At 40.8% G+C, this 26,422-nt stretch carries 22 protein-coding genes and 8 tRNA genes; 4 read left to right on the forward strand and 26 right to left on the reverse strand.

Going from position 1 to position 26,422, the window contains the following annotated elements; genetic code table 11:
• Positions 1–630: 630 nt before the first annotated feature.
• On the forward strand, positions 631–2,052 hold the full coding sequence (locus tag H5186_RS11670; RefSeq protein WP_182740048.1) for a sodium:alanine symporter family protein: 1,422 nt from the start codon (positions 631–633) through the stop codon (positions 2,050–2,052).
• A gap of 953 nt (positions 2,053–3,005) precedes the next feature.
• On the opposite strand, the gene H5186_RS11675 is transcribed toward H5186_RS11670, so the two are convergent.
• The 12 genes from H5186_RS11675 to H5186_RS11730 all read right to left on the reverse strand — a co-directional run bounded on the left by H5186_RS11675 (position 3,006) and on the right by H5186_RS11730 (position 8,562).
• A tRNA-Leu gene (locus H5186_RS11675) sits at positions 3,006–3,092 on the reverse strand.
• A gap of 37 nt (positions 3,093–3,129) precedes the next feature.
• Positions 3,130–3,203: transfer RNA gene (locus tag H5186_RS11680), tRNA-Cys, on the reverse strand.
• 18 nt (positions 3,204–3,221) lie between these two features.
• Positions 3,222–3,297 (reverse strand) — tRNA-Gly (locus tag H5186_RS11685).
• A 150-nt stretch (positions 3,298–3,447) separates the two neighbouring features.
• A tRNA-Leu gene (locus H5186_RS11690) sits at positions 3,448–3,534 on the reverse strand.
• 39 nt (positions 3,535–3,573) lie between these two features.
• Positions 3,574–3,649 (reverse strand) — tRNA-Gly (locus H5186_RS11695).
• Between the two features lie 66 nt (positions 3,650–3,715).
• Positions 3,716–3,802, reverse strand: a tRNA-Leu gene (locus tag H5186_RS11700).
• A 36-nt stretch (positions 3,803–3,838) separates the two neighbouring features.
• A tRNA-Cys gene (locus tag H5186_RS11705) sits at positions 3,839–3,912 on the reverse strand.
• 26 nt (positions 3,913–3,938) lie between these two features.
• Positions 3,939–4,014: transfer RNA gene (locus tag H5186_RS11710), tRNA-Gly, on the reverse strand.
• 216 nt (positions 4,015–4,230) lie between these two features.
• Positions 4,231–4,776 (reverse strand): CDP-diacylglycerol--glycerol-3-phosphate 3-phosphatidyltransferase, encoded by a 546-nt coding sequence (gene pgsA / locus H5186_RS11715; protein ID WP_145242294.1) that lies wholly within the window; start codon positions 4,774–4,776, stop codon positions 4,231–4,233.
• A gap of 42 nt (positions 4,777–4,818) precedes the next feature.
• The gene (uvrC, locus tag H5186_RS11720; protein WP_145242296.1) at positions 4,819–6,642 is read right to left on the reverse strand and encodes an excinuclease ABC subunit UvrC; all 1,824 of its coding nucleotides are present in this window, start codon (positions 6,640–6,642) and stop codon (positions 4,819–4,821) included.
• Positions 6,643–6,651: 9 nt separating this feature from the next.
• On the reverse strand, positions 6,652–7,302 hold the full coding sequence (gene uvrY, locus H5186_RS11725; protein WP_016707677.1) for a UvrY/SirA/GacA family response regulator transcription factor: 651 nt from the start codon (positions 7,300–7,302) through the stop codon (positions 6,652–6,654).
• 108 nt (positions 7,303–7,410) lie between these two features.
• Entirely contained in the window at positions 7,411–8,562 is a 1,152-nt protein-coding gene (locus H5186_RS11730; protein WP_145242298.1) for a dicarboxylate/amino acid:cation symporter, read from the reverse strand.
• 421 nt (positions 8,563–8,983) lie between these two features.
• Here H5186_RS11730 and cysK point away from each other — a divergent pair, with 421 nt between their 5' ends.
• Together cysK and H5186_RS11740 are read left to right on the forward strand one after the other, a co-directional pair.
• Complete coding sequence (gene cysK, locus H5186_RS11735) at positions 8,984–9,952, forward strand: cysteine synthase A (protein WP_182717978.1); 969 nt, start codon at positions 8,984–8,986, stop codon at positions 9,950–9,952.
• A 142-nt stretch (positions 9,953–10,094) separates the two neighbouring features.
• Complete coding sequence (locus H5186_RS11740) at positions 10,095–10,535, forward strand: hypothetical protein (RefSeq protein ID WP_182717977.1); 441 nt, start codon at positions 10,095–10,097, stop codon at positions 10,533–10,535.
• A 68-nt stretch (positions 10,536–10,603) separates the two neighbouring features.
• On the opposite strand, the gene H5186_RS11745 is transcribed toward H5186_RS11740, so the two are convergent.
• Positions 10,604–12,880, reverse strand: coding sequence for an acyl-CoA dehydrogenase (locus H5186_RS11745; RefSeq protein ID WP_182717976.1), 2,277 nt, complete (start codon positions 12,878–12,880; stop codon positions 10,604–10,606).
• A gap of 180 nt (positions 12,881–13,060) precedes the next feature.
• Between H5186_RS11745 and H5186_RS11750 the strand changes: the two genes are divergently transcribed.
• Positions 13,061–14,905, forward strand: a complete 1,845-nt coding sequence (locus H5186_RS11750) for a M2 family metallopeptidase (protein ID WP_149982965.1) — start codon at positions 13,061–13,063, stop codon at positions 14,903–14,905.
• Between the two features lie 85 nt (positions 14,906–14,990).
• Here H5186_RS11750 and H5186_RS11755 read toward each other — a convergent pair whose 3' ends face one another.
• The 13 genes from H5186_RS11755 to H5186_RS11815 all read right to left on the reverse strand — a co-directional run bounded on the left by H5186_RS11755 (position 14,991) and on the right by H5186_RS11815 (position 26,404).
• Complete coding sequence (locus H5186_RS11755) at positions 14,991–15,785, reverse strand: putative porin (protein ID WP_182794484.1); 795 nt, start codon at positions 15,783–15,785, stop codon at positions 14,991–14,993.
• Between the two features lie 216 nt (positions 15,786–16,001).
• Positions 16,002–16,376 carry a PH domain-containing protein gene (locus H5186_RS11760; RefSeq protein ID WP_182784947.1) on the reverse strand — a complete coding sequence of 125 codons (375 nt, stop codon included), beginning with the start codon at positions 16,374–16,376 and terminating at the stop codon, positions 16,002–16,004.
• On the reverse strand, positions 16,376–17,290 hold the full coding sequence (locus H5186_RS11765; protein ID WP_182784945.1) for an ABC transporter ATP-binding protein: 915 nt from the start codon (positions 17,288–17,290) through the stop codon (positions 16,376–16,378). The genes H5186_RS11760 and H5186_RS11765 overlap by 1 nt, the downstream gene beginning before the upstream one ends.
• Positions 17,287–18,105, reverse strand: coding sequence for an ABC transporter permease subunit (locus H5186_RS11770; protein ID WP_182717973.1), 819 nt, complete (start codon positions 18,103–18,105; stop codon positions 17,287–17,289). Before H5186_RS11770 ends, H5186_RS11765 begins: the two co-directional genes overlap by 4 nt.
• A 123-nt stretch (positions 18,106–18,228) precedes the next feature.
• On the reverse strand, positions 18,229–19,410 hold the full coding sequence (locus H5186_RS11775) for a cystathionine beta-lyase (RefSeq protein ID WP_182794519.1): 1,182 nt from the start codon (positions 19,408–19,410) through the stop codon (positions 18,229–18,231).
• A 45-nt stretch (positions 19,411–19,455) separates the two neighbouring features.
• Positions 19,456–20,379, reverse strand: coding sequence for an NAD(+) diphosphatase (gene nudC, locus H5186_RS11780; RefSeq protein ID WP_182784943.1), 924 nt, complete (start codon positions 20,377–20,379; stop codon positions 19,456–19,458).
• Between the two features lie 133 nt (positions 20,380–20,512).
• Entirely contained in the window at positions 20,513–21,307 is a 795-nt protein-coding gene (gene nagB, locus H5186_RS11785; protein ID WP_149982959.1) for a glucosamine-6-phosphate deaminase, read from the reverse strand.
• Between the two features lie 216 nt (positions 21,308–21,523).
• Positions 21,524–22,666 (reverse strand): transmembrane glucosamine N-acetyltransferase NagX, encoded by a 1,143-nt coding sequence (gene nagX / locus H5186_RS11790; protein ID WP_182794485.1) that lies wholly within the window; start codon positions 22,664–22,666, stop codon positions 21,524–21,526.
• Between the two features lie 59 nt (positions 22,667–22,725).
• Entirely contained in the window at positions 22,726–23,844 is a 1,119-nt protein-coding gene (nagA, locus tag H5186_RS11795) for an N-acetylglucosamine-6-phosphate deacetylase (protein ID WP_145242321.1), read from the reverse strand.
• On the reverse strand, positions 23,844–24,758 hold the full coding sequence (gene nagK / locus H5186_RS11800; protein ID WP_149982958.1) for an N-acetylglucosamine kinase: 915 nt from the start codon (positions 24,756–24,758) through the stop codon (positions 23,844–23,846). The genes nagA and nagK overlap by 1 nt, the downstream gene beginning before the upstream one ends.
• 377 nt (positions 24,759–25,135) lie before the next feature.
• Positions 25,136–25,348 carry a helix-turn-helix transcriptional regulator gene (locus H5186_RS11805; protein WP_149982957.1) on the reverse strand — a complete coding sequence of 71 codons (213 nt, stop codon included), beginning with the start codon at positions 25,346–25,348 and terminating at the stop codon, positions 25,136–25,138.
• A 1-nt stretch (position 25,349) separates the two neighbouring features.
• Entirely contained in the window at positions 25,350–25,778 is a 429-nt protein-coding gene (locus tag H5186_RS11810) for a hypothetical protein (RefSeq protein WP_182794486.1), read from the reverse strand.
• A 119-nt stretch (positions 25,779–25,897) separates the two neighbouring features.
• Positions 25,898–26,404 carry an NYN domain-containing protein gene (locus tag H5186_RS11815; RefSeq protein ID WP_179959226.1) on the reverse strand — a complete coding sequence of 169 codons (507 nt, stop codon included), beginning with the start codon at positions 26,402–26,404 and terminating at the stop codon, positions 25,898–25,900.
• Between the last annotated feature and the right edge of the window lie 18 nt (positions 26,405–26,422).

Raw genomic sequence — 26,422 nt, forward strand, 5'->3', positions numbered from 1 at the left:
TCTTCAATTAAAAGTTTTTTGTCTTTCGACAGCTCAATGAATTCTGAATTTATTTAATATCTTTCGATATTGAATTGACTGTGCCGAAGCAACTTATAAATAAGTTACTTCTGTTGGTCACTCAGCTTCTCTTTCGAGAAATCACATTGAGACTCTAAATTTTTTGCTTTGCTTAGCGAACTAAGCTTGGCTGTTAGAACTCAATCTGTACGAGTGCCCACACAGATGATTGCTTTATATTGTTAAAGAACGTTGCGGTTAAAGTTAAACTTTATCTCGCTAGGGCTGCGCATACTACGCTTTCCTATTTTTTTGTCAACACTTAATTTTAAACTTTCTTAAAAATCTAAACTCAAGTTTTACTCGACTAACTGATTAACTCTTGCAGCTTAAGCGTTGCTGTCTGCCGTCTCAGTGGGGTCGCATTATAGGGCGCGGCGAATTTTACGCAAGCGTTTTTATCATTAAATTCGCATTTATTTTATACCCTCAAGATACCCAAAAGAAACTGACACCTTACCCACAGAAGCCTGTGGATAACCTCGTTTTTTTCATCGTTTCACTAAACTATCTGCTTTGCTTATGGTAAGTTGCCCGCTGTTTTTTAAACTCGTTCATTAGGCATATAACATGATAGATATAATAAATAGTATTAGTGGGCTGCTTTGGGGTCATATTCTCGTCTACCTATTAATAGCGGCAGGACTCTTTTTTACTATTAAACTCAAGTTCATTCAATTTGTTCAATTCCCCCACATGATTAAAGTCATGTTCAATTCTCGTCAGTGTGATAAAAACGGTATTTCATCTTTCCAAGCTTTTTGTACTTCCTTAGCCGCACGTGTTGGTACCGGAAATATGGCTGGTGTTGCTGTTGCACTGTATTTAGGTGGTGCTGGGGCTATTTTCTGGATGTGGCTAATTGCCTTAATAGGTATGGCAACGAGTTTTGCAGAAAGTACTTTGGCTCAAGCTTATAAGATTCGTGATGAACATGGTAACTTCAGAGGAGGCCCTGCTTATTATATGGAATATGGTTTGGGCAAACGTTGGATGGGGGTGATTTTCTCACTCTGTTTGATATTGGCATTTGGCCTAGTATTCAATGCAGTGCAATCTAACTCTATAGCCGCTGCATTTAAAGTCGCTTTTGACATTCCAAACTATGTTGTTGGTTTAGTACTAGTCGTTGGCTCTGGCATTATTATATTTGGTGGCCTGAAAACTATTTCTCGCTTTGCAGAGTTGGTTGTACCATTTATGGCATTAGCTTACTTACTTGTAGCTTTATATGTGTGCGCTATTAATGCAGAGCAATTACCGACTGTATTTATGCGTATTATTAATAGTGCATTTGGAATTGAGCAAGCGGGTGCCGGTGCGATTGGTTATGGCGTTATGCAAGCAATGATCCAAGGAATAAAGCGCGGCTTATTCTCAAATGAAGCAGGTATGGGTAGCGCAGCAAATGCGGCAGCGACTGCGACGCCAAATCCGCCCCACCCTGCCTCACAAGGTTATGTGCAAATGCTTGGTGTATTTATTGATACGGTTGTTATATGTAGTGCAACAGCCGCGCTGATTTTGCTCTCTGATCAATTAGTAGCTGACTCAGGTGTAACTGGTATTGCATTAACTCAGGCTGCTCTTGAAGAACATGTTGGAAGCTGGGGCACAATCTTTGTTGCGATTGCTATATTATTCTTTGCTTTTACCTCAATTGTTGCTAACTATTCATACGCAGAAACTAATCTATTATTCTTAGAGCATAATCATGAGCATGGTATGTTGATCTTTAGACTTATAGTATTAGGTATGGTGATGTTTGGCTCTGTGAGTGAACTGGGGTTGATCTGGACCTTAGCTGATATTTCGATGGGCCTCATGGCAATCGTGAATGTTATTGCACTGTTTATGTTATCAGGCGTGGTGATCTGGCTTGCGAACGACTACACCACACAGCGCAAAGCTGGCAAATTACCAACATTTGATCCAACCAAAAATACTCAGCTTGATCAAACCATCCCGAAAGGGATTTGGCATAAAAAGTAAATAAGCTTATTTACAATCAAAGAGGGAGTCTATGTGCTCCCTTTTTTTATCAAAATAATAATGCCTTAGTAGTTATTCAGATTTGCTATCACAAGCGTCTAATATATTCATCGCTAAAGCACGGCCCTTATTGAGTGCTTTATAAATCTGGCTACAGCTTCAACAATGCTTCAACAATGCTTCAACAATGCTTCAGCGAAGCGCCACACAGGAGTGTTGCTCTGAATCTATTGGGTATGCATGCGGCTGCAATTGGCATAGTGACGCTTTACTGTTCTCAGCATTGGCCATTTATCAAGCGTCACCACAAAAGTAAAGCCTGCTGCTTTTTATACCAATCTGCCAAATTATGTGATCTAATTAGCGCACAGATACTTATCTACTTTTACTGAATTGAACTTAAAAGAATCCAAACAACTTTTAGTTTTATCACGTAAAGAGCCTAATGCAAGAAAACGCATACGCCTGCTTGCTGTTTCATTATTCTTTGAGGGGGGAAACAGAACGAATATTGCTAAGCGGCCAAATACAGCACGCTGCAGTGTCAAAAATGGATTTCAAACTACCTTAACAATTGAGTTGGATACGACAACACTGTCTATCTAATCGTGTATTTAGTGGTTATGAAGAAATAGTCGAACAGGTTTCGCAAGCGTGGAATAAATTCATCTCCGTCCCTGATACGGTTAAAATTATATGCTCTAGAGATTGGATCAAATTTACTTAATCTTTATGCAGATTGGTATTAGTGTTAGTTAAGCTAATTTCTCTGGCATCAATCAACAAAGTGATTTGCGTATATTTTGGTATTAAGATTGTCCGTACGCGCTATGGATAAAAGTTAAACGCATACAAAAGCTATAAGGTGAAAGTTTAATTTAATAGATAGATAAGCAATTTGGGGTGTGTTTTTTTACGCTGTAGGTATAAATGAAGTAATAGTGAATATAAAGTGGTGCCCGAGGCCGGACTTGAACCGGCACGACTTGTTAGTCGAGGGATTTTAAATCCCTTGTGTCTACCAATTCCACCACTCGGGCATCGAGTTTGCTAATTAAAGCGTGTGGAGTAATTATTTGGAGGCGGAACCCGGAGTCGAACCGGGGTAAACGGATTTGCAATCCGGTGCATGGCCACTCTGCCATTCCGCCTAAATGTAACAAATAATTTGGAGCGGCACACGAGGCTCGAACTCGTGACCTCGACCTTGGCAAGGTCGCGCTCTACCAACTGAGCTAGTGCCGCATAAAACTTTGTCAGTAATTTGTACGTTGGTGCGCGACTATGTCGCGGTAAACGTTCTGGCAACTGAGCTAGTGCCGTATAATTAGATATAATTCTTTGTAAGAAATATTTTTTATCGCCCTTAAATTACCTTGGTTGAGTAATTTAAAGTGGTGCCCGAGGCCGGACTTGAACCGGCACGACTTGTTAGTCGAGGGATTTTAAATCCCTTGTGTCTACCAATTCCACCACTCGGGCATCGAGTTTGCTATTTAAAGCAAGTGGATAAAACTAATATGGAGCGGCACACGAGGCTCGAACTCGTGACCTCGACCTTGGCAAGGTCGCGCTCTACCAACTGAGCTAGTGCCGCATCATATTAATTCTAATTACTACATTTTTAAAAGTTACATTTGGTATATGTAACTAAACCACAAAGTGGTGCCCGAGGCCGGACTTGAACCGGCACGACTTGTTAGTCGAGGGATTTTAAATCCCTTGTGTCTACCAATTCCACCACTCGGGCATCGAGTTTGCTAATTAAAGCGTGTGGAGTGTTGATTGGAGGCGGAACCCGGAGTCGAACCGGGGTAAACGGATTTGCAATCCGGTGCATGGCCACTCTGCCATTCCGCCTCAATACTGGGTAACCTTTGATAAACTGGAGCGGCACACGAGGCTCGAACTCGTGACCTCGACCTTGGCAAGGTCGCGCTCTACCAACTGAGCTAGTGCCGCATAACGCATGTAAGTATTAATATGTTTCATCGCAACCTTGTCGCGGTAAAACATTCTAGCAACTTAACCAGTGTCACTTTGTTTATCTAGGGGGCTATGCCCTCTCAACACGGACGCATTCTACAGAGATTATTAAACGCGTCAATACAAAAAATGCTAGTTTTGAACTGTTTGATTATTTTTTATCTAAAACGGTGCGTTATTATACGTTTAGAGTCAATTTTTAGTCAATTCAGACCACGCTGCTATCAAATATTGCAGCATAGAAGTAACCGTTAAGAAGGTCGCAATGTAAAGTAAGCCATAACTTAAGTACATCATCCAACTATCGTATTGCCAAATGAGTCCAATAATAGCTAACATTTGCGCAGCAGTTTTAAACTTACCCATATTTGATACAGCTACATTACCACGCTTGCCTTGCTCTGCCATCCATTCTCGAAGTGCTGAGATAACAATTTCTCTGCTTATTATGATTAAAGCAGGAATAGTCATATACATTGATTGATAATAACTAGCTAAAGCAACCAATGCTGTACACACCATCACTTTGTCAGCAACAGGATCTAAGAATGCACCAAATGGCGTAGACTGCTCAAGCTTGCGCGCTAGATAGCCATCAAGAATATCAGTGATCGATGCAAGCCAGAAAATAAAAGCTGCAGCAAAGAAAGCCCATGAATAAGGCAGATAAAATACCACCAAAAAAATGGGGATAAGAAAAAGTCTAAATGTTGTGAGTGTGTTTGGAATATTCCACATAACTACTTGGGGATGTCTTTTTTTCTATATTCGCACGAAGGGCTAGCCCTTGTCATGCAAATGGTTAAATATCTTCTCAGCCATGTCAGAGCTGATCCCGGGTACTTGCTTTAATTGATCTATATTAGCAGCTTTTACTCCCTGCATACCCCCTAAAAATTTTAATAATGTTTGGCGTCGTACCGAGCCGATACCACCTATCTCTTCTAATAGTGATTGAGTGCGTTGTTTTTGCCGCTTGTTACGGTGCCCTGCAATAGCAAAGCGATGTGATTCATCGCGAATATGTTGGATCAAATGTAGCGCTGGTGCGTCTGAATCCATTGGGATTGTTTTCCGGCCACCATCAATTAATAGTGTTTCAAGGCCTGGCCTACGACTGGTGCCTTTTGCCACACCGACTAACAGCGGCATTTTTGCATGTGGCCAATTAGCAAAGTACTGCTCGGCACGAGAAAGTTGTCCTTTACCACCGTCGATAAAAATCACATCAGGAATTTTATCTTCGTCAACCAACTTGTTGTAACGCTTGTTTAACGCAAACTCCATTGCAGCATAATCATCACCTCCAGTGATCCCTGTGACATTAAAGCGTCGATATTCTTTATTATTCGGTCCTTGCGAATCAAACACCACACAACTGGCAACTGTGTTTTCTCCCATTGTATGGCTGATATCAAAACATTCCATACGATTAATATCATCAAGCCCTAACGTCGCTTTAAGTTGTGCGTAACGCTTATTAATCGAATCCTGAGTGCTTTGCTTCACGGTAATACTATTAAGCGCATTCTTATTAGCGAGCTGTAAGTATTGCGCACGCTCACCGCGTGTAACTGTTTTTAAAGTTACTTTGCGTTCACTCACTTGGCTTAATGCTTCACTGAGTACATCAACTTCATCAAGTGCAAATGGCAAAATAACTTCTTTAGCAATTCGCCCTGTTGCACCTGGCGCTAAATAATATTGCCCAAGAAATGAAGCCAGTATTTCTTGTGGCTGTGAATCTTTCGGTACTTTTGGAAAGTACGTTTTGCTACCGAGTACTTTATGATCGCGGATCATCAACAAATGAATGCCATTAAGGCCATTTAAATGAGCAAAACCCACAACATCCATTTCGGCATAATTACCTGATATTGATTGTTGCTCTTGCATTTTACGCAGTAGCATTATTTGATCGCGTACTTTAGCTGCCAATTCAAATTGCAAAGCGTGGCTCGCAGCTTCCATTTTAGAGATCAACGCTGCGATGACTTCATGAGATTTGCCAGTCAAAAATTTACGTACAAAATCAACTTGCTGATTGTATTCATCGTCACTCACTTCATTCACGCAAGGTGCAGAACAACGTTTTAGCTGAAATTGCAAACAAGGTCGACTGCGAACGCGATAATACGCATCTTCACATTGACGAACAGGAAATATTTTCTGCATTAACCGCAAACTTTCAGAGACAGCGCCAGCGCTTGGAAATGGCCCAAAATACTCGCCTTTCACTTTGCGGCTACCGCGATGAAATGCAAGTCTTGGATGTTTGTGAGCAGTTAATAAAATATACGGATAGGATTTATCATCACGCAGTAAAATATTGTAACGTGGCTGATATTTTTTTATTAAGTTATTTTCAAGCAGTAAGGCTTCGGTTTCAGTATTGGTTAAAGTGATGTCAATATCACTAATGTTACTGACTAAAGCGCGAGTCTTGCCATCCGTGACATTGCTACGAAAATAGCTACTAACACGTTTTTTAAGGTTTTTAGCTTTACCAACATAAATAACTTTATCATCACTATCAAGCATCCGATAAACGCCGGGTTCGCTTGATAGTGTTTTTAAGAAATGGGCGTGATCAAATTCTGCCATGGGGCAACACTAGTGGGCGCTGTCGATGTCGATCATCTTATGACGAATAGCCAAATGAGTTAGTTCAACATCACCACCCACATTCAGCTTTTCAAACATTCTATAGCGATAACTGTTCACTGTTTTAGAACTTAAATTAAGGCGTTCGGCAATGTCTTGCACCTTTTCACCTTTAGTGATCATTAACATGATCTGTAATTCACGTTCAGATAAACTCTGAAATGGACTTTCATCAGTACGACCCGTCACTTGCGCAAGGGCAATTTGTTGAGCTATTTCTGGTGCAATATAGCGTTGTCCTGCATTTACTGCGCGAATTGCATTGACCATTTCATCAGAGCCCGCCCCTTTGGTTAAGTAACCATGAGCGCCAATTTGCATCACTTTACTTGGGAATGGGTCTTCACAATGTACAGTTAACACAATAATTTTCACATCAGGGCAATAGCGACAAATTTTCTTGGTCGCTTCTAATCCGCCAATACCTGGCATATTCATGTCCATTAGCACAATATCAGGAGAATGCTGACGGCAAAACTGTACCGCTTCTTCACCTGTTTTAGCTTCACCAATTACTTTAAACCCACGAACATCATCTAAAATACGTTTGATACCCGTTCGTACGAGTTCATGGTCATCAACTAAAAGTACATTAATCAATGGGACACCCTCATATAACCTAACAGCATGTCAGTATGACAATTTAATTCGTCACACTAACACAGAAAATCTGAAACGATAACCCAATTATCGTTTCAGATAACTAATTTAAGATGGCGTTTTTTCACTGAAGCGGTCAACCCACAAGGCAATTACCCCATCACCGGTAACATTACAGGCTGTGCCAAAACTATCCTGAGCCAGATAAAGCGCTATCATGAGTGCCACAGCACCTTCATTGAAACCGAGCATGCTGGTTAATAAACCCAGCGCAGACATGACTGCCCCGCCCGGAGCACCCGGCGCGGCAATCATTACCACACCTAGCATCATAATAAACGGCAACATCCCAAATAATGATGGTACATCCATATTTGGTGATAAAAACATCACCGCCATCGCGCAAGTTACGATAGTGATCGTTGAGCCAGATAGATGAATAGTCGCACACAAAGGTACAGTAAAGTTAGCAACATCTTCTTTTACATTATTTGCTTTGCTTGAGCGTAAAGACACTGGAATAGTCGCAGCGCTTGACATAGTGCCTAAGGCTGTAAAGTAAGCTGGGAGCATATTTTTAATTAATTCAATTGGGTTGCGTTTTAATAAAATACCCGTACCGATATAAAGAATACTTAACCATACCCAATGCATTATTAATGCAGCAATCAACACCACACCAAACGTTTGTAAGGTATCAACAACAGTGCCTGCAACTGTCATCTCAGCAAACACACCTGCAATATAAAACGGTAATGCTGGAATAATAACTTTTGCTAGCAAACCATCAATCACATCGCGGCCCTGATCCGATACTTTTTTCAAGGTCTCTAGCTCTAATTGGCTCATACCGATGCCAAACACAAACGCTGTGGCAAGCGCGGTCATAACACCCATCAATGGTGGGATCTCTAAATCAATAAAACTTGCCACTTCGGTTGCTATTTCAGCTTCAAAGGTTAAACCGCCATCAAATAACGGAATAATTGCACTAACAACCATCACAGCTAATGTGCCTGCAATAATGGTCGAACCGTAGGCGAAACCAACGGTTTTACCTAACAAATGGCCTGAACCTTTTGGTAAACCTGCAATTCCTGATGCTATAAAAAATAAAATAATTAGTGGAATAGTAAAAGTGATCAGCTGACCAATTATTTCTTTTACCGTGTAAAGGAGTTCAACACCTGTTAGTGGAACATATAAGCCCACTAAAATACCGGCCAATATACCGGCAATTAATTTTAAGATTAACGTCATTGTCATCACTTCATAAATTTTGATGGGTGAGGTTTTAGCATGTTTTTAATTATATGTATCATAAAACCGCTCAACAACAGCCTGTTTGCACAAAATACAATCACTTTTAGCGTTAAACGCCCGTCTAATTTGTTCATTATAATATCAACTAGGCAATTCATTATGATCTAGCGCATATAAATTTTGGTCAGTATTTGTATCCCTAATAATCCTATGTCAGCATAACTGATAGTATTTTGGTCTTAATAACTATACTTACAAGCAGTCGCTGTTTTTATTTCATTCAGTTATAAGCCGAATAGATATATCTTATAGCCAAACTTTACTTTAGTTTTTTTAATTCAGCAGTAAAGTGTCACTATTACAGATCGATTACATAAAAATCGGTCACGATTGAATAAATTGCACCTAAGGGAACATTATGTCTACTTTTTTTGAAGATAACTCACTAAGCATCGGTAACACACCGTTGGTAAAACTTAATAGTGTTACAGGTGGGAATGTATACGCTAAAGTTGAGTCGCGTAACCCAAGCTTTAGTATTAAATGCCGCATTGGTGCATCGATGATTTGGGAGGCTGAAAAATCAGGTCAACTTACCAAAGACAAAGAGCTCATCGAGCCTACTTCAGGTAACACAGGTATTGCACTGGCATTTGTTGCAGCCTCTCGTGGTTACAAGTTAACGCTTACGATGCCAAACACTATGAGCTTAGAACGTCGTAAACTATTAAAAGCACTTGGTGCAAACCTTGTACTTACAGATGGCGCTAAAGGTATGAACGGTGCGATCGCTAAGGCAAAGGAAATTCAAGCATCAGCCCCTGAAAAGTTTATTTTATTGCAACAATTCGAAAACCCTGCAAACCCTAAAATTCACTTTGAAACAACAGGCCCAGAAATCTTTAATGCATTAGATGGTAAAGTTGATTTCTTTGTGGCTGGTGTGGGTACTGGAGGTACAATTACTGGTGTCAGCCGTTATTTGAAACTTGAAAAAGGCCTTAATGTAAAATCAATCGCTGTTGAACCAACTAATTCGCCAGTGATCAGCCAAACACTCGCGGGTGAAGAAATTAAACCTGGGCCACATAAAATTCAAGGTATTGGCGCAGGCTTTATTCCTGGTAATTTAGATCTATCAATGATCGATGGTGTAGAGCAAGTGTCTAATGAAGAATGTATAGCAATGGCTCATGAGCTGATGAAAAAAGAAGGTATATTAGTTGGTATTTCATCTGGCGCTGCGGTTGTTGCGGCAAAACGCATTGCTGAGTTACCTGAAAATGCAGGTAAAAATGTCGTAGTAATTTTACCTAGTGCAACTGAACGTTATTTATCAAGCCCACTTTTTGCTGAAGAGTTTTCAGAGCAAGAGCTGGTTCAATAAGTTTAAATAGCTTTTGAAAAAGGATGCAAACTGCATCCTTTTTTATTATTTATTGCATTCACATCACTAATTCTTACCGTAAACTTTACATCTGTCGTATTTCGTCACACACTAAATCATCACTAATAAATCTATTTATCTAATGAAATCATTTATAACTCTTTGCACTGCTACATTTTTACTGCTGTTAAGCGGCTGTGGAAATGAAGATTCACCAAAAGGTGAAAAAAATACCCCAGGAAATAGCGCAGCACTATTTTTTGATACACTTTATAACGAACAGGATCTGAGCAAAGCCACTACCATGGCCACACCTAAAATGGCGCGGATCATGAACTCTTATGGCACCTCAAAACAATTTGCCCGCAATTTAGTCAACATGCAATACGATGATGTAGTAATTGAAGTTGATATGACTAATATGAGTTTAAGAGAACAGTATGGCGATACAGCCAATATCAACCTTATTTTCACAGGCCACTTCAATGGTAATAAAGTTGATGATATGCGCAGCGTAAAAATGGTGCGTAAAAAAGGCAATTGGTATGTTGATAAAATCAATGCCGATCCTTTTGCACGCTAACGCTTTATATTAAATATTTAAATAGCTTAACAAGCCTTGCTCGCAGCAAGGCTTGTTAGTTTTCGCTATTACAGTTCACCTGGCTGATAATTATCTACCGCAATAGCCTGTTTGCGTAGGTTATTTGCAGCATGTAGCTTTTCGCCTTGCTCATCAGTTATTAACTGTTTTTCAAGCGCACTGTCGATTGCAGTTGCTATATCAGCATTACGGTTAAGTGTGCCGTCACGTTGCCATTTCTTCAATCGTTTGAAGGCGGAGCTGGTATCATGCATCGCCATAAACGCATTCTCCATCACACCAGTACCCGCTTTATCATCCACATAACATAAATGAGTTAAGCGGTTTCTAAATACCCCAGGTTGGGTCATATGCTCACAAATTGTTTGTGCAAGTTCATCACTTGGGCGCTGATAATGATTACCAAGCGGAAATACAATACGTTTTAAAATGAAGTTAATAACTGGGTTTGAAAAGTTTTTGAAAAAACCGTCAAATGCTTGGCCAATTTCAAACAGTGACAATTCAACCGCATATTTTACGAACGGAAGATCAGCTTGTTGACGCCCCTCGTCTTCAAAACGTTTTAATACACAAGATGCTAAGTATAAGTGGCTTAAGACATCCCCTAAACGCGCTGAAATCATCTCTTTACGTTTAAGCTCACCACCAAGTACTAACATTGCCACATCAGTGCTAAAGGCAAGTCCTCGGCTCATACGCCCTAACTGCTTATAATATGAAGCAGTCTCACCGCAAACGGGCGATTTTGCAAAATAGCTTCGCGTTAATCCATGTATAAAAGCCATACTCGCATTAGTAGCGGCAAATAAAATATGCTGCAGTAATAATGAATCAAATTCTTTTAACGCAAGATCGTCATCTTCCATTGCTGCGGCTTCCATTTCTTTGAGTACAAATGGGTGGCAACGAGTTGCACCTTGACCGAAGATCATCAGATTACGGGTTAAAATATTCGCCCCTTCAACAGTAATTGATACTGGAATGCCCATATAACCGTGCGCTAAATAGTTATTTGGCCCCACTTGGATCCCCTTACCCGAATGAATGTCCATAGCATCATTCATTACCGTACGGCCCATCTCTGTCATATGATATTTGGCAATCGCAGTCACCACTGATGGGCTTAATTTTAAATCAATGGCTCCGGCAGTCATTAAGCGGCATGATTCAAGACTATAGGTTAGTCCACCAATGCGAGCCAGCGCCTCTTGCACGCCTTCAAACTGCCCGATAGAAACACCAAATTGTTGACGTACCATTGCATAGGCCGATGTCATACGGGCACATAAATGCCCTGTTGCACTGCTCAATGCTGGTAATGAAATACCGCGCCCGGCACTTAAGCACTCAACCAACATCCGCCAACCTCGTCCAGCCCCTTTTTGACCGCCAATGATCCAATCAAGAGGAATAAATACATCTTTACCGTAGGTTGTGCCATTCATAAACGCCATATTCAATGGATAATGGCGCTCACCCGTTTCCACACCAGGGTGATCTGTTGGGATCAGCGCACAGGTTATACCTAGCTCTTTATGTTTACCAAGTAATCCATCGGGATCATACATTTTAAAAGCAAGTCCAAGAACCGTTGCTACGGGTGCAAGCGTAATGTAGCGTTTTGACCAATTTAATCGTAAGCCTACAACTTCTTGGCCTTCAAACTCACCCTTACACACTACGCCAGAGTCAGGAATACTGCCAGCATCAGAGCCTGCTTCAGGGCCTGTTAGAGCAAAACACGGCACATCATCCCCTTTCGCAAGTGAAGGTAACCAGCGCTCTTGCTGCTCTTTTGTACCATAATGTAATAGTAATTCACCAGGGCCTAAACTGTTGGGCACCATCACGGTGACTGCAGCTGTTAAGCTTTTAGTGGCGATTTTAGCTACGATGGTTGAGTTTGCAATTGCTGAAAACTGGCGTCCGCCAAATTTCTCGGGAATGATCAGCGCAAAGAAACCTTGGGTCTTTAGGTAATCCCATACTTCTTTTGGCAAGTCTTTATCTTTTTGCACAATATGATAGTCATCAAGCATTGCCAACAGTGTGTCCACTTCATTGTCTAAAAATATTCGCTCTTTTTCGCTCAACTCTGGCTTTGGGTAGCTGTGAAGTAGTTGCCAATCAGGATTGCCACTAAATAGTTCTCCATCCCACCACACGTCGCCCGCTTCCATCGCTTCACGCTCAGTTTGCGAAAGCGGCGGTAATACCTTTTTAAACATTTTAAATGTCGGGCGACTGACGAGATTTAAGCGGATATCTTTAACCGCAAAAATAACTATCACCAACACCAGTAACAAAATAAACACTGACATGGAAACTATCCTTATTAATTAATAAAACAGATTGACTTAATTATGACCGATCCTTTAATAAATACAATGCCACTGTAAACTCGCATTGCCTGAGCTAAAGAGTCGGTTATTGATAAACTTTGCCTAACACATAGACGCTGCTATCATCCTACCCGATAAATAACAAATATAAGGGTTAACATGACTACTCCACATTTTAAGCTCAGTTTGAGCGCAATAATGGTTGCCAGCACATTAGCATTAAGCGGCTGTAACCAAGAAGCCACTAACACAGTAACTCAAGCTGCAAGCCCTGCGCCGGTAACTGCAAAAGACGCGCAAGCCTTTTTAGATACGACAGAGCAAGAGCTCAGTGCTTTATATCTAGAATCAAGTCGCGCGGAATGGATATACGCTAACTTTATAACGCATGATACATCAGCCCTATCAGCTGAAGTAAATCGTAAAATGACCGAAGCGGTGGTTCGCCTTGCTAACGAAGCTGCACAGTTTGACTCTCTCGAACTTGATTATGACGCACGTCGTAAACTCGACAAATTAAAATTGGCACTGACTTTACCTGCCCCACAAGATGCAGAAAAAACAGCAAAACTATCACAGCTTGTGGCTGAACTTGGCGGTATATATGGTAAAGGTAAATATTGTAAAGACGATGGCAGCTGTTTAAGCCTAGGTGATATGACTGCAACAATGGCCACCAGCCGTGATTACAACGAACTGCTTGATTTATGGCAAGGTTGGCGCCAGGTATCAAAACCAATGCGTCCACTGTATGAACAACAAGTTGTATTAACCAATGAAGGCGCTAAAGAGCTTGGTTATGCAGACACTGGTGCAATGTGGCGTAGTAAGTATGATATGCCAGCAGATGATTTTGCCAAAGAACTTGATCGTATTTGGGGGCAAGTAAAACCATTATATGATTCGCTGCATTGTCATGTTCGTGCCAAGTTAGGTGAAAAATACGGTGAAGACAAAGTACCTCAAGACCAACCTATCCCAGCGCATTTATTAGGTAATATGTGGGCGCAATCGTGGGGCAACATTTACGATGTAGTCGCACCTGAAAATGCCGATCCTGGTTATGATGTAACCGCATTATTAGCCGAGCATAACTACGATGAACTTAAAATGGTACGCGGCGCTGAAAAATTTTTCACCTCAATGGGATTTGCACCTTTACCTGACACCTTTTACCAACGTTCGTTATTCACTAAACCTGCCGATCGTGATGTACAGTGCCATGCTTCAGCGTGGAATATAGATAGTAAAGACGACTTACGCATTAAAATGTGTATTCAGCGTACTGGTGAAGAATTCTCAGTTATTCACCATGAGTTAGGTCACAACTTCTACCAACGCGCTTACAATACCCAACCGCTTTATTATCAAGAAAGTGCTAACGACGGTTTCCACGAAGCCATTGGCGATACCATTGCGCTTTCGGTAACACCTGGTTACTTAAAAGAAATTGGTTTATTAGAGCAAGTGCCTGATGAATCGAAAGACATTGGCTTATTAATGAAGATGGCGCTGGATAAAGTTGCCTTTATTCCATTTGGTTTACTTGTGGACCAATGGCGTTGGCAAGTATTTTCAGGTGCAGTAACCCCTGAAAACTACAATAAGGCATGGTGGGAATTACGTGAAAAGTACCAAGGTGTAAAAGCACCTATCGCACGAAGCGAAGCTGACTTTGATCCAGGTGCAAAATATCATGTGCCAGGTAATACACCTTATACACGTTACTTCTTAGCGCATATTTTACAGTTTGATTTCCACCGTAGTTTATGTGAAATAGCAGGTAACAAAGAAGCCATTCATCGCTGCTCAGTATACAACTCTAAAGAAGCAGGTGAAAAACTCAATGCTATGCTAGAAATGGGTTCAAGCCGCCCTTGGCAAGAAGCATTAGCCACCGTAACAGGTAAACCTGAAATGGATGCAACAGCCCTACTTGATTACTTTGCGCCACTGCAAAAATATCTTGATGAGCAAAATAAAGGCCGTCAATGTGGTTGGTAAGTTAACTAGTTAAATAACAAAAATGCAAAAGCCCGCTCAATTGAGCGGGCTTTTTTAGTATTGCAGTACTAGTATTACAGTTTGATTAGAACTGTAAGCTTACATTTGCAAAGTAAGCGTCATAACCAGAATCATCCCAGTTATTGCCGTAACCCGCTTTTAAGCCAACATTTTTGTTGAAGAAATGTTGAGCACCAAAAGTGTAATCATCGTTTTTATTAAATGTAACAAACGCTGATGTCGCTTTAGTGAAGTAGTAATTAGAACCTAATTCCCATGAACTACCACTGTCGTCAGTATCTGAAATAGTACCTTCAACAGTTAGGTAGTTACCTTGCTTAAGATCCATGAAGTATTTAGCGTTCACAGCGCGGTAATCAAACTCGTCATCAGATGTTACAGTGAAACCGATGTAATCTGTGCTATTAAGTTTATGATCATAAGCAAGATCAAATATTACTGAATTTTCGCCATCTTCAACGTCAATGAATGTCGCTTTTAATAATAAATTTGGATTAAAAAAGTAACCTGCTGATACATTAAATACGTCTTTGCTTGAAACAGAATCAACATCAAGGTTGCTATATTGAGCACCTACCACAAAATTTTCAACAAAGTACTCACCACCGATAGTTGTTACATCGCTAAAGTCATTATCAATGTATGAACCATATACGTTGGTTTGCTTGTTAATATACTCAAATTGATCGTAAGGACCTAATGTTGCTTTTGGTGAGAAGTAATACGTTGAATCAACGCTCACTGTGTCGTTGCCATCGGTATCCATATATCCTAAATGGCTGATTGACTGATAGTTATCCGCAGCAGTCGCGGCACTAGAAAGAAGAATACTCGAAATAATAACTGCTAATTTTTTCATAAAAAGATTTCCCTATTTTACATTGTTTTATTGCTACAAGGTTTAACGTTTAACCGGTTGGTTAAGACGGGGCACATCCTAACGCGAGTAAACTGAATTGAAACTTAACTAAGTGCTTGTATTTTATTATAAAAATGTAAGTGGATGTAAGGAAGTGTAAAAAAAAGGTAGCGAATAGGAATGTTAATCGCTACCGTTTTAAAAGCTCAATTATGATCAAAGCGCGTACTGGCTGATTATCCGGTACACATCATTGATATTATCACCCGATTTAAAGTCTTTGCTGATCGGTGTTGGATCAGAGCCAACCCAAATTTTTAATTCAGCATCTAAATCAAAATGACCTGCACTTTCTTTACTAAACTTAGTTATTTTTGAATAAGCAATACTGATCATCTCTATTTTTGAGCCAGTGACCCCCTGCTTATCCAACAAAATTAAACGTTTGTTAGTAAAAATAAACATGTCACGTACCACTTTATAGGCCTTTTCAACTTGTTCACCTTCAATCAGGGTATTTGCCAATACTTTTTCTAAATCATCGTCATCAACTTCACTGGCATTACCCATTAAACCACTTAATAAACCCATTATATTTGCTCCTGTTTAAATATTTGATTTTCTAATGTATGCCCGTTTACCAATTGGCGATAACGCCAACCTTGCTGATAACAATGTTGCAGTATGGTGATATCAAATGGTGTCGCCGTTTTTTGGTACTCAATAACATATTCTTTAGCTTGACTCATATATACTTTAGACACATCTGCTAAGGCTTGTATTTTGGCTTCAACATCTGGGTAATGCTCGCTCAGTAACAATGTAATAAATCCAGACTCTAGTTCGCTATTATCACTGTGTGTTGGATGCTCTGTGAGCTTGCCTTTATCAAGGTGAAGTACATGTGAACATAAGCGTTCTAGTTCAGTTAAATCATGCGAGCTTAAAATAAAGGTAGCCTCACTGCTAAGATTCGCAACCACTTCGCGTACTTCGCGAGCATGAATAGGATCAAGCCCAGCGGTTGCTTCATCCAACATGACTATTTGTGGTTTCCCGATCAACGCTTGACCTATGGTGACACGTTTACGCATTCCATGTGATAAATCATCAGAACGCTGTTTAGCAACGTCAGCTAGTCCGACTAACTCAAGTACGCGGATCGCTTCTGCTTGGCTTTGCTTATTTGACAGCCCTTGTAGCTGGCCATAAAACGCCAGTTGGTGAGCGATACTAAAGCGCGGATCAAGTTGAGCATCTTGTGGTAACGCACTGAGCTTGCCAAACAATTCACTACTGCCGGGGTTATGCCCAATAATATTGAGCGTGCCTTTTGTTGGTAAAATATAACCGCATAACAAACTAAACAAGGTGGTTTTACCAGCACCATTTGGCCCAACCAATGCTACTGGCGCGCCTTGCTGGATCTCAAAACTTACCTGATCAAGGGCCAATTTATTACCATACTGCTTAGTTAAACCTGTTGCGTGTATTAGTGTGCTCATAGAGAACTCCTTGCAAAAATACGCTGAGCAATCGCTAGCATCACGGTAGTTTGTATTAACGCAATGCCAATGCTATTAAATATTCCTGCGTTTTGTCCTGCCATTTGATCAAGTTGTACGCCAGGGAAAACATAATCAAGCATTGCCAAAACGGGTATTTGCCAGCTTAAAATACTGACCACAATATTCCCGCCAGCAAAAAATAATACGGCAAGCACCACAGTTAAACGCGCTGAGCGTGCAAAAGTATTTAACAACGTCATTAGTGCTATAAAGGGCAAAACAGCAATTAATAAATAACAGAACAAAACAAAGCTGCGACTTATGCCACTGACTAATAATGCTGGATCTCTAAAGACCATAACTGCAACTGAAGCTACCAAGGTAACAAGTATTAATGCTGCTAAAATAAATACCTGTCCTAAAAAGCGGCCAAATAACATTTCATTTCGGGTAGCTCTAAGAGATAAAAAGCGTAGTGTTCCTCGTTGTTTATCACCAACAAGTTGGTCGCTACATAAAAACAAGCAGAAACTAGGAAAGCTATACAATGCAATTAACCAATACATTGCTAATTCAGCTTCAGGCCAATCGAGTAATTTACTCAGTCCAATAGCACCAAATACTTGTTGTGCTAAATCGGCTATTTGGGGCGAACTAATTAAGCTGACCGCTTGACCTATCGGATAGCGTAAAATCAATAACCAACAAATCGAAAATGCGGCAACAGCAAGTAAGCCGCGCTTGGTTAAAAATAATCTCACTAGTTCAAACTGGGCAATCTTTAATAATCGCTGAGGGTGGAGTTGCGTCACAGATATTCCTTATTAATCTATATACAGCTTACACTAAGGGCAAACGTGTTGAATTACTAGCAAAAAAAAGCCCGTATTAATACGAGCTTTGTAACAAATAATGTAGTCTTACTGATCCGCAGGCTACAAATTCTGTTGATATATGTCGAGTGCTTGGCTTAAATCAGCGATCAAATCGTCCACATCTTCAAGGCCTATATGTAAGCGGATCACTGGCCCTTGCGTCCAACCAGTTACTGAGCGTAAACCTTTCATAGTTAAGTTGGCAGTCACTAAACTCTCAAAGCCTCCCCACGAGAAGCCCATTTTAAAATGCTCTAAACTATCTAAAAAGGCATCAATCGCGCTTTGGTTCCCTTGTTTCATAACAAAAGAAAATAAGCCATTACTACCATCAAAATCACGCTTAAAAAACTCATGACCCGGACACGTTGCAAATGCTGGATGACGAATATGGTCAACCAATGGATGCTGCTCTAACCACTTCGCAACTTCAATCGCGGCTTTTTCATGCTGATTTAAACGTACCGCCATAGTGCGCAGGCCTCTTAACGCTAAATAGGCGTCATCAGCCGACGTACATTGACCAAGTAAATATGAATTTTCTCGTAGTGTCGGCCAGTATTTTTTATTGGCCACTGCCACACCCATCATCACGTCCGAATGACCCACAATGTATTTAGTTGCCGCTTGAATACTAATATCCACCCCGTGTTCAAGTGGGCGATAATGCAAGCCATTACCATAGGTGTTATCAAGCATGGTCATTACCCCATGCTCATTGGCAACTGCAACCATGGCTGGTACATCTTGAATTTCCATAGTGATAGAACCAGGCGACTCTAAAAACAGCACTTTGGTGTTGTCTTTGATCAGCGCTTTAATATCTGCCCCAATTGTTGGTGGATAATAAGTCGTCTCAACGCCAAAGCCAGCTAAAATTTTATCGCAAAAATCACGAGTTGGTTCATAGGCATTATCTACCATTAAGATATGATCGCCCGCTTTCAAAAAAGCCAATAGTGTGCTGCTAATCGCCGCTGCACCACATGGATAAAGCGCACATCCCTCACCACCTTCAAGCTCAGTGATCGCTTCTTGTAATGCAAAATGTGTAGTAGTACCACGACGACCATAAAAAAGTGTTTTATCGCCACGTTTTTTTGCCGCTTTTTTAAGCTCTGCCACTGAATCAAAAACAACTGTCGATGCACGTTGCACTACGGGGTTAACCACCCCATGAGTATATGCTTTTTTACGTCCGGTACTTACTAACAGCGTATTTTTATTGCTTTTTGTCGTCATCATTAATCCTTAAAATATTTCGTTCGAACATACTCTGCACTATGCTTAATCTTGCAAATTACACCAATAGTCGATTAAATAGCGCGAGATAGAATCAGCTCTTGGTAGCTTTAAATGCTCCCCCTCTTCGTGCCAATTGCCAAATTGAGCAAGCTCTTCACGGCTAAACCACTGCGCATCGTCTAGTTCGTCTTTATCAACCTGGATATCTTCCGTAACAGCTTCAGCGATAAAGCCCAGCATAATCGATGATGGAAATGGCCACGGCTGCGAGGCAATATACTGAACATTTTCAACCACAATGCCCGCTTCTTCCATCACTTCACGCGCCACCGCTTGCTCTAAGCTTTCGCCCGGATCAACAAAACCAGCTAAAGACGAATACATACCTGCTGCCCACACAGCTTGGCGACCAAGTAAACAGCGTTCAACACCATCAGCAAATGTACGCGTTACCACCATGATCACGGCCGGATCAGTTCGCGGAAACGTTTGGTGTTTACACCCATCATTACTACATAAACGTGAATGACCCGCTTCAACAAGCTCATTTTCGCTGCCACAACGTCCACAAAAACGATGAGTTGCATGCCAGTAACACAAACCTCGTGCCAGTGCAGCCATTGAGCCTTGCGCGATTTCCACTTGCACCCCAAAGCGGCGAATATCGACAAACTCAGCGTCACCTATCAGCTGGCTTAAGGCGGCTTCGTCTAGCTTGCTTACATCAAGTGCGAAATGACTGGTTTGCTGCTCATCTAAACCTAAAAATATCGCTTCGTTTAGTGCTAAGTGACTCACATCACTAAAGCTTAAAAAAGTCACAGCAATATTATTTATATCAAATAAAGTGTGATTGTTATTCACCAATAACCAACGGCTTTGCTCATTTATTTGTGCTGCCACCCATTGTTGCTCTTTACGTAGGTTTGATGCGCGGTTTAAAGGCATCTGGCTGTAATTTAGCATGCTTATCCTTGTTACTATTTAGATGGCTAAAACTACCATAAGCTTACACGAAACCCAATTTATTACTGACGTTGAAACAGCCAAAAAAAAAGCCCTGAAGGGCTTTTTAAACACACAATAAATTCTGTCGTAATTACAATGTAGCTAAATGAGCCTGTAATTTTTGATTTTCAGCTTCGATATGCTGATAAAACTCTAAATCTTCAAGTTTGCTTGCTGCTGCTTTATCAATAACAATCACAGCATCTTTATGTAACTGAAGCGCAGAGGCTGGACATTTAGCCATTAACGGGCCTTCAATCATAGCATGCACTGCATCAGCCTTATTTTCACCCGTAGCAAGTAAAACAACTTTTTTCGCCTCCAAGATCGTACCAATTCCCATCGTAATTGATAACTGTGGCTGATATTCATCAGCAGCAAAAAAACGGGCATTATCATCAACGGTTGCTTTAGTCAGGGTTTTTACACGAGTACGTGAACGCAGACCTGATGAAGGCTCATTAAAGCCGATGTGACCATTACGTCCGATGCCTAATAACTGTACATCAACACCGCCTGCTGCAACTATTTTGTCTTCGTATTCTTTGCATGCTGTAATTGGGTTTAGGGCATCCCCTGGCGGTACAAAGGTATTATCTTTGTTTATATCAATATGGCTAAACAATTGCTCATTCATGAAGTGGCGGTAACTTTGTGGATGATCGCCCGTTAAACCTAAGTATTCATCTAAATTAAACGTTGTTGCTTGTGAAAATGAAATCTCACCCGCTTTATTTTTAGCGATTAATTCTTGATATAACGCAACTGGCGTAGAGCCCGTTGCTAAACCGAGCACTGACGTTGGTTTTTTTTGTAATTGTGTTGCGAAAATATTTGCGCCATATGCTGCTACGGCTGCTGCATCATTTAAAATTACTATTTGCATATTAATTTGCTCAGTTATTAAATTAGTTGATGAAAAAATGGGACCTAAGTCCCAACCCCATGTGCAATCGGATTGGGCCTTAGATCAAACCAAACAGGGATACACTATTTGGTCAACACCATTATGACAACGCTGTCATTATTGCCATTCAATTTTAGTTTGTAAAGTAAAAGTGAATAAAAATTTACCTTTTTTACTGTGCTGTACATTAGCCAGCTAAACACTGACAAATATTTTGCGCTTATACATCCAATGTAATAAAAGCATTTGCACCAGCAAAAGCGCAACCACGCCAATCAGTGGCTGCCAATCGGTAGCTGCAGCTGTAATAAAGCCACCAAACACGCTATGGCTTATAAACTCCCAATTCACTAAGCTTGATGCCAAATAAATAATGATTGAGTTAGCGCCAATAATCACAAACGGATAAGCTAATTTTTGGCCATTGAGAATATCAATCACCGCATAAAACACAGCCAGTAATATTGCGCTCCATCCGACTGTGACTAAAACAAATGAACTGGTCCATAATTCTTTATTAACTGGAAACTGTAAATCCCAAAGCCAACCTAAGCAAACACTCACAACACCTGCAACAAATAATATGCCTGCTGTTTGCCATTCGCCAATCTTACTTGCTCTGGCGATTAGTTGTCCTGCAAATACCCCAAACATGGCATTCACAATAGCTGGTAGACTCGATAACACGCCCTCGGGGTCGACGGCTCTATTTTGATAACTAATACCGGGTAAAAAATGCGAATCAAACCATGTATTCCAACTCCCCTGTGCACTTAAATCACCAGCGTTACCTCCTGGTACAGGAATAAAACACATCAAGATCCAATACCCTAGCAGGAGAGCGATTGCTGTAAAGAGCTGTGTGCGAATACTGGTATGCCACACTAGCATTGCACAGAAAAACCATGCAATCGCTATTCGACCAAGTACACTCGCATAGCGTATTTCATCGAAGGCAAGCGGAATACCTGTGCCCCAACCATGGTTATACATCACCCCTAACCCGCACAATAGCAATAACCGCTTTAACGCTTTAGCATAAAAAACTTTTCGCTCTTGCCATGGCAGATGATCGATGCGTTTTGGTGCTAAGCCCATCGCCACACCTGATAAAAAGATAAATAACGGAAAAATCAAATCGTAAAATGTAAATCCATGCCATGCACTGTGTAGCGTATGCGCTTCAAATACCTGCCAACCGGTCCAACCGGTTAAAACAAATAAAGCGGCAAAAATAGATTGCCCACCTAAAATCCAAAACATATCCATGCCACGTAAAGCATCAAGAGATGCTAAGCGCTTTTTACTCGGCTTTGTGTCTGTATGTGCTGTTGTCATTATTTTTACTCTTAAATAAAAAGCCCGCGATACAACTGCGGGGTTTTTACAGGGAAACATTACACTGCATTACCTGCAATATAAGTTGCTTTTACAAACTGATGTTCATCGAGCACCACAAAGTCTGCATCAAAGCCATCAAGTAAACGTCCCTTTTTCTTGAGGTTTAAATATTCTGCTGGATACAGTGCAGCCATGCGTAAACTTTCACTGAGGCTTACATCCAATGTATTAATGGTATTACGCACTGCACTGGCCATGTCTAATACACTGCCTGCTAATTCGCCCGTACTTGAGTTTAATCTATCCCCAGTACGAATTACTTTGCGCCCGTCAAAAAAATCAAATTCCATATCATCGGTACCCACTGGTGGCATTGCGTCAGTGACTAACATAATTTTGCCGCGCTGTTTGGTGCGAATAGCTAATTGTGCAGACAATGGATGTACATGATGCCCATCAACAATTAAGCCACACCAGCTGTTATCATGCCAAAGCGCAGCGCCAACCACGCCTGGTTCACGCGATGTAAACGGCGACATCGCGTTATATAAATGTGTAAACCCATCGGCGCCAGCATTGAGTGCCGCCATTGTCGTTGTATAGTCAGCATTAGTGTGACCTAGTGATACTTTTACACCACACGCCACTAAGCGCTCAATATCAGCAATGCTGACATTTTCTGGCGCTAAGGTAACCATTTTGATACCTAAATCTTGACGCGCATAAATGGCAAATTCTTGTTCGCTAATTGGGCGAATAAACTGCTCACTGTGTGTGCCTTTTTTTGGAAAAGACAAATGCGGACCTTCAAAGTGAATACCTAATACACCCGCGACCCCTTCGCATATTGCTTTTGCTGTTGCATCAGCAGCTGCTTGCATGGTTTCAACTTTATCGGTGATAAGTGTTGGCATCAGTGCCGTTGTACCAAATTGACCATGCGCTTTTGCAATACGATCTAAGCATTGTGTGCTTTGCTCAGCATTAAAAAATGCCCCGCCACCGCCATTAACTTGTACATCGATAAAGCCTGGCGCAACTAAACCATCTAGCTCAATAACACTGCCTGTGGTGGAAGTTTCAAGATGAAAAACGCCATTTTCAACGCTGAATAATGCATTATCTAGAAATTTTTCAGCCGTGAATAAACGTGTCGCGCGATAGAAGGTTTTCATTACAGTGCTACCTTTTGGTCTTGCTCTAATACTGATTGCTGTGCAAAATAAATTGCGCCCATTTCAGGCGGTTGCTTTGGTACTTCAACGAGTTTTGCAATTGCTGGGTCAAGCCATTGATTTAAAGGCTCTGCAAGACCACCGATCATAGATAAACGCGGAGGATTGTTCTCTAATAAACGATGCGCTAACTGACTCACGTATTGCGCTCCGTCTTTTACAATGGCTAAAGCGATTTGATCGCCTTGGTGTGCTGCATCAAATACATAGCGAGCAAGTTTTGCATAGCTACTTGACGGTTGTCCGGCCATTTGCTCTGCAATGCCCATTGCTGTGGTGACATTAAAATGCTCTTTAACCACTGGCGTCATTATCGTGTGAGGACCTAAACCATCTAGCTCCATTAACACCGCTTTAATTGCCTCTAAGCCCATCCATGCGCCACTGCCTTTATCGCCAAGTGCAAAACCATGACCGCCGTAATTCACCGACTGCCCTTTTACATATGAAAAACCACATGAACCAGTACCCGTGATTATCACAGCACCATCACCGCCTTCATGAGCCCCGATACACGCCGTATGTAAGTCAGTAGTTAAAAACATTTGTTTAAATGGGTGCTCCCACTCTGTTATTTTTTCATATAAGTTCGGTAAATTAACACCCGCCAATCCTAAACCGGCATACACTTGATGAATAGACTCTAATGGCAAACCTGCATCGCGCATCGCCAATTGTGTAGATACCATTATTGACTCTAATGTGCGCTCCAACCCATGTAATGGATTCGCAGGGCCACCTAAACCTGTTCCTAATACCCCATTTTGCACAGAGTATATAGTTGCACGGCACTTAGTTCCGCCACCGTCGATACCAATATACAATTGGTCCTCATTCGCACTCTTAGCCATCATTTAACGACCTCTAACCTTCGTTTTATATTTGTATTAATCGCATGTTTTTTTATTATCTTAATGCGATTCACCCTCAACCCATGTTGAATTAATGTTACACAACAAATGACAGCGTTGTCATTAAGTTTTTTATAAAAAATCTCACATATCCCACATTTATCTCTAATTAACTGAATTAAATAAATAATTAATATCAATTAAATTAGTGTCGACTATCTTTTAACGTAATAATAAGGTTTAAAAATGACATTATTACCTAAAAAAACAACAAAAATAGTGATTTATAACACTATTTTCATAACTTAAATGGCCAAAAAACATAAATAAAAATGCAGAATATGCATTCAGTTTACCAAAAATAATAATTTAGTAAAGATTCACTGTCGATATTGGAATATTTTTTCTAGTGGTAGATTAAAAACAATCGCGATCTTAAAAGCGACCTCCAGCGACGGTGAATACCTTGCCGCTTCAATTGCGGCAATTGTTTGACGCGTCACCCCTACGACTTCAGCTAATTGCTGCTGCGTCATTTCATTATGCTGAAACCGTAATGCACGGATCGTATTAGTAATCGCTAACTTTGCCATTCTAACCTCTATATAATAGCCAAGCTTCGGCCCCAGTGCCGATTATCTCGCTCACCAACGCTGCGATTACTAACTGGTGAACCGGACTAATTGCAAACCCAAAATGTGGGTCAATCAGCATTGCAAACACCGCGTTCACAACGCCTAATTGTAAAATAAGTAGTGCAACACTTTTTGCTTTTAAGGCAATAGCCTGTTCACGTTCATCTTTCGCTTGATCCGCATATTTAGTATTAAATATCGCTAAGATAATGTGCATCACAATAAGCATTACAACGGTTTGTATCGTAAGTGATATCAACAAGCCACTTGCTAATAACGGATCCATCTGAGCTTCTGGCGTCATTGATAATACTGACTGCAAGTAATTAAACAACACAACCATGGTTATGCACATCTCAAGTAACCGCGATTTTTGTGTATAACTCATATCACCCCCTTATAATAATAAATTTGATGTTAAGTATACTTAACATTAATGACTATAAGAGTGGGCTCACATCATGTCAAATATTTTTAACATGATGTTATGTTTTTAATACATTAGTTTCAAAGTAACAGGGAATCATCAATGCAAAAAAACTGTGCCGCACTTTGTTTTAATGCATCAGCCGTCAGTCTATCAGCGCCATAGACGTCACACGGTACATTATAATGATGCTGTAAATGACCCAGTAATAAGGCAAAATCCCCGTCGCCGGAGAGTAAAATAACTTTGTCGAGGTTTTTACCTTGTTCTAGCATGTCGATGGTGATGCCGACGTCCCAATCGCCTTTTGCGCTGCCATCTTTACGCTGAATAAATGGTTTTAGCTTTACCTCAAAACCAATCGCACGAAGAATATTTTGAAATTGAGATTGCTTTTCGTCCCCGCGATAAATTGCATATGCAATCGCGCAGTCTATATCATAGTCATCACTGATTTTTGCCCAAAAGGCATTGTAATCAAAGTTTTTTCGGTAGCTCTCTCGACAGGTGTAATAAATATTTTGGACATCGACAAAAATCCCCACTCTCGGCTTTTTCGCCGTTGTACTATGTATCTCTTGACTCATGCGTTATCCCTTTTAAAT

Origin of the sequence: Pseudoalteromonas sp. SG41-2, from assembly GCF_014164535.1 — a bacterium.
Lineage (GTDB): Bacteria > Pseudomonadota > Gammaproteobacteria > Enterobacterales > Alteromonadaceae > Pseudoalteromonas > Pseudoalteromonas rhizosphaerae.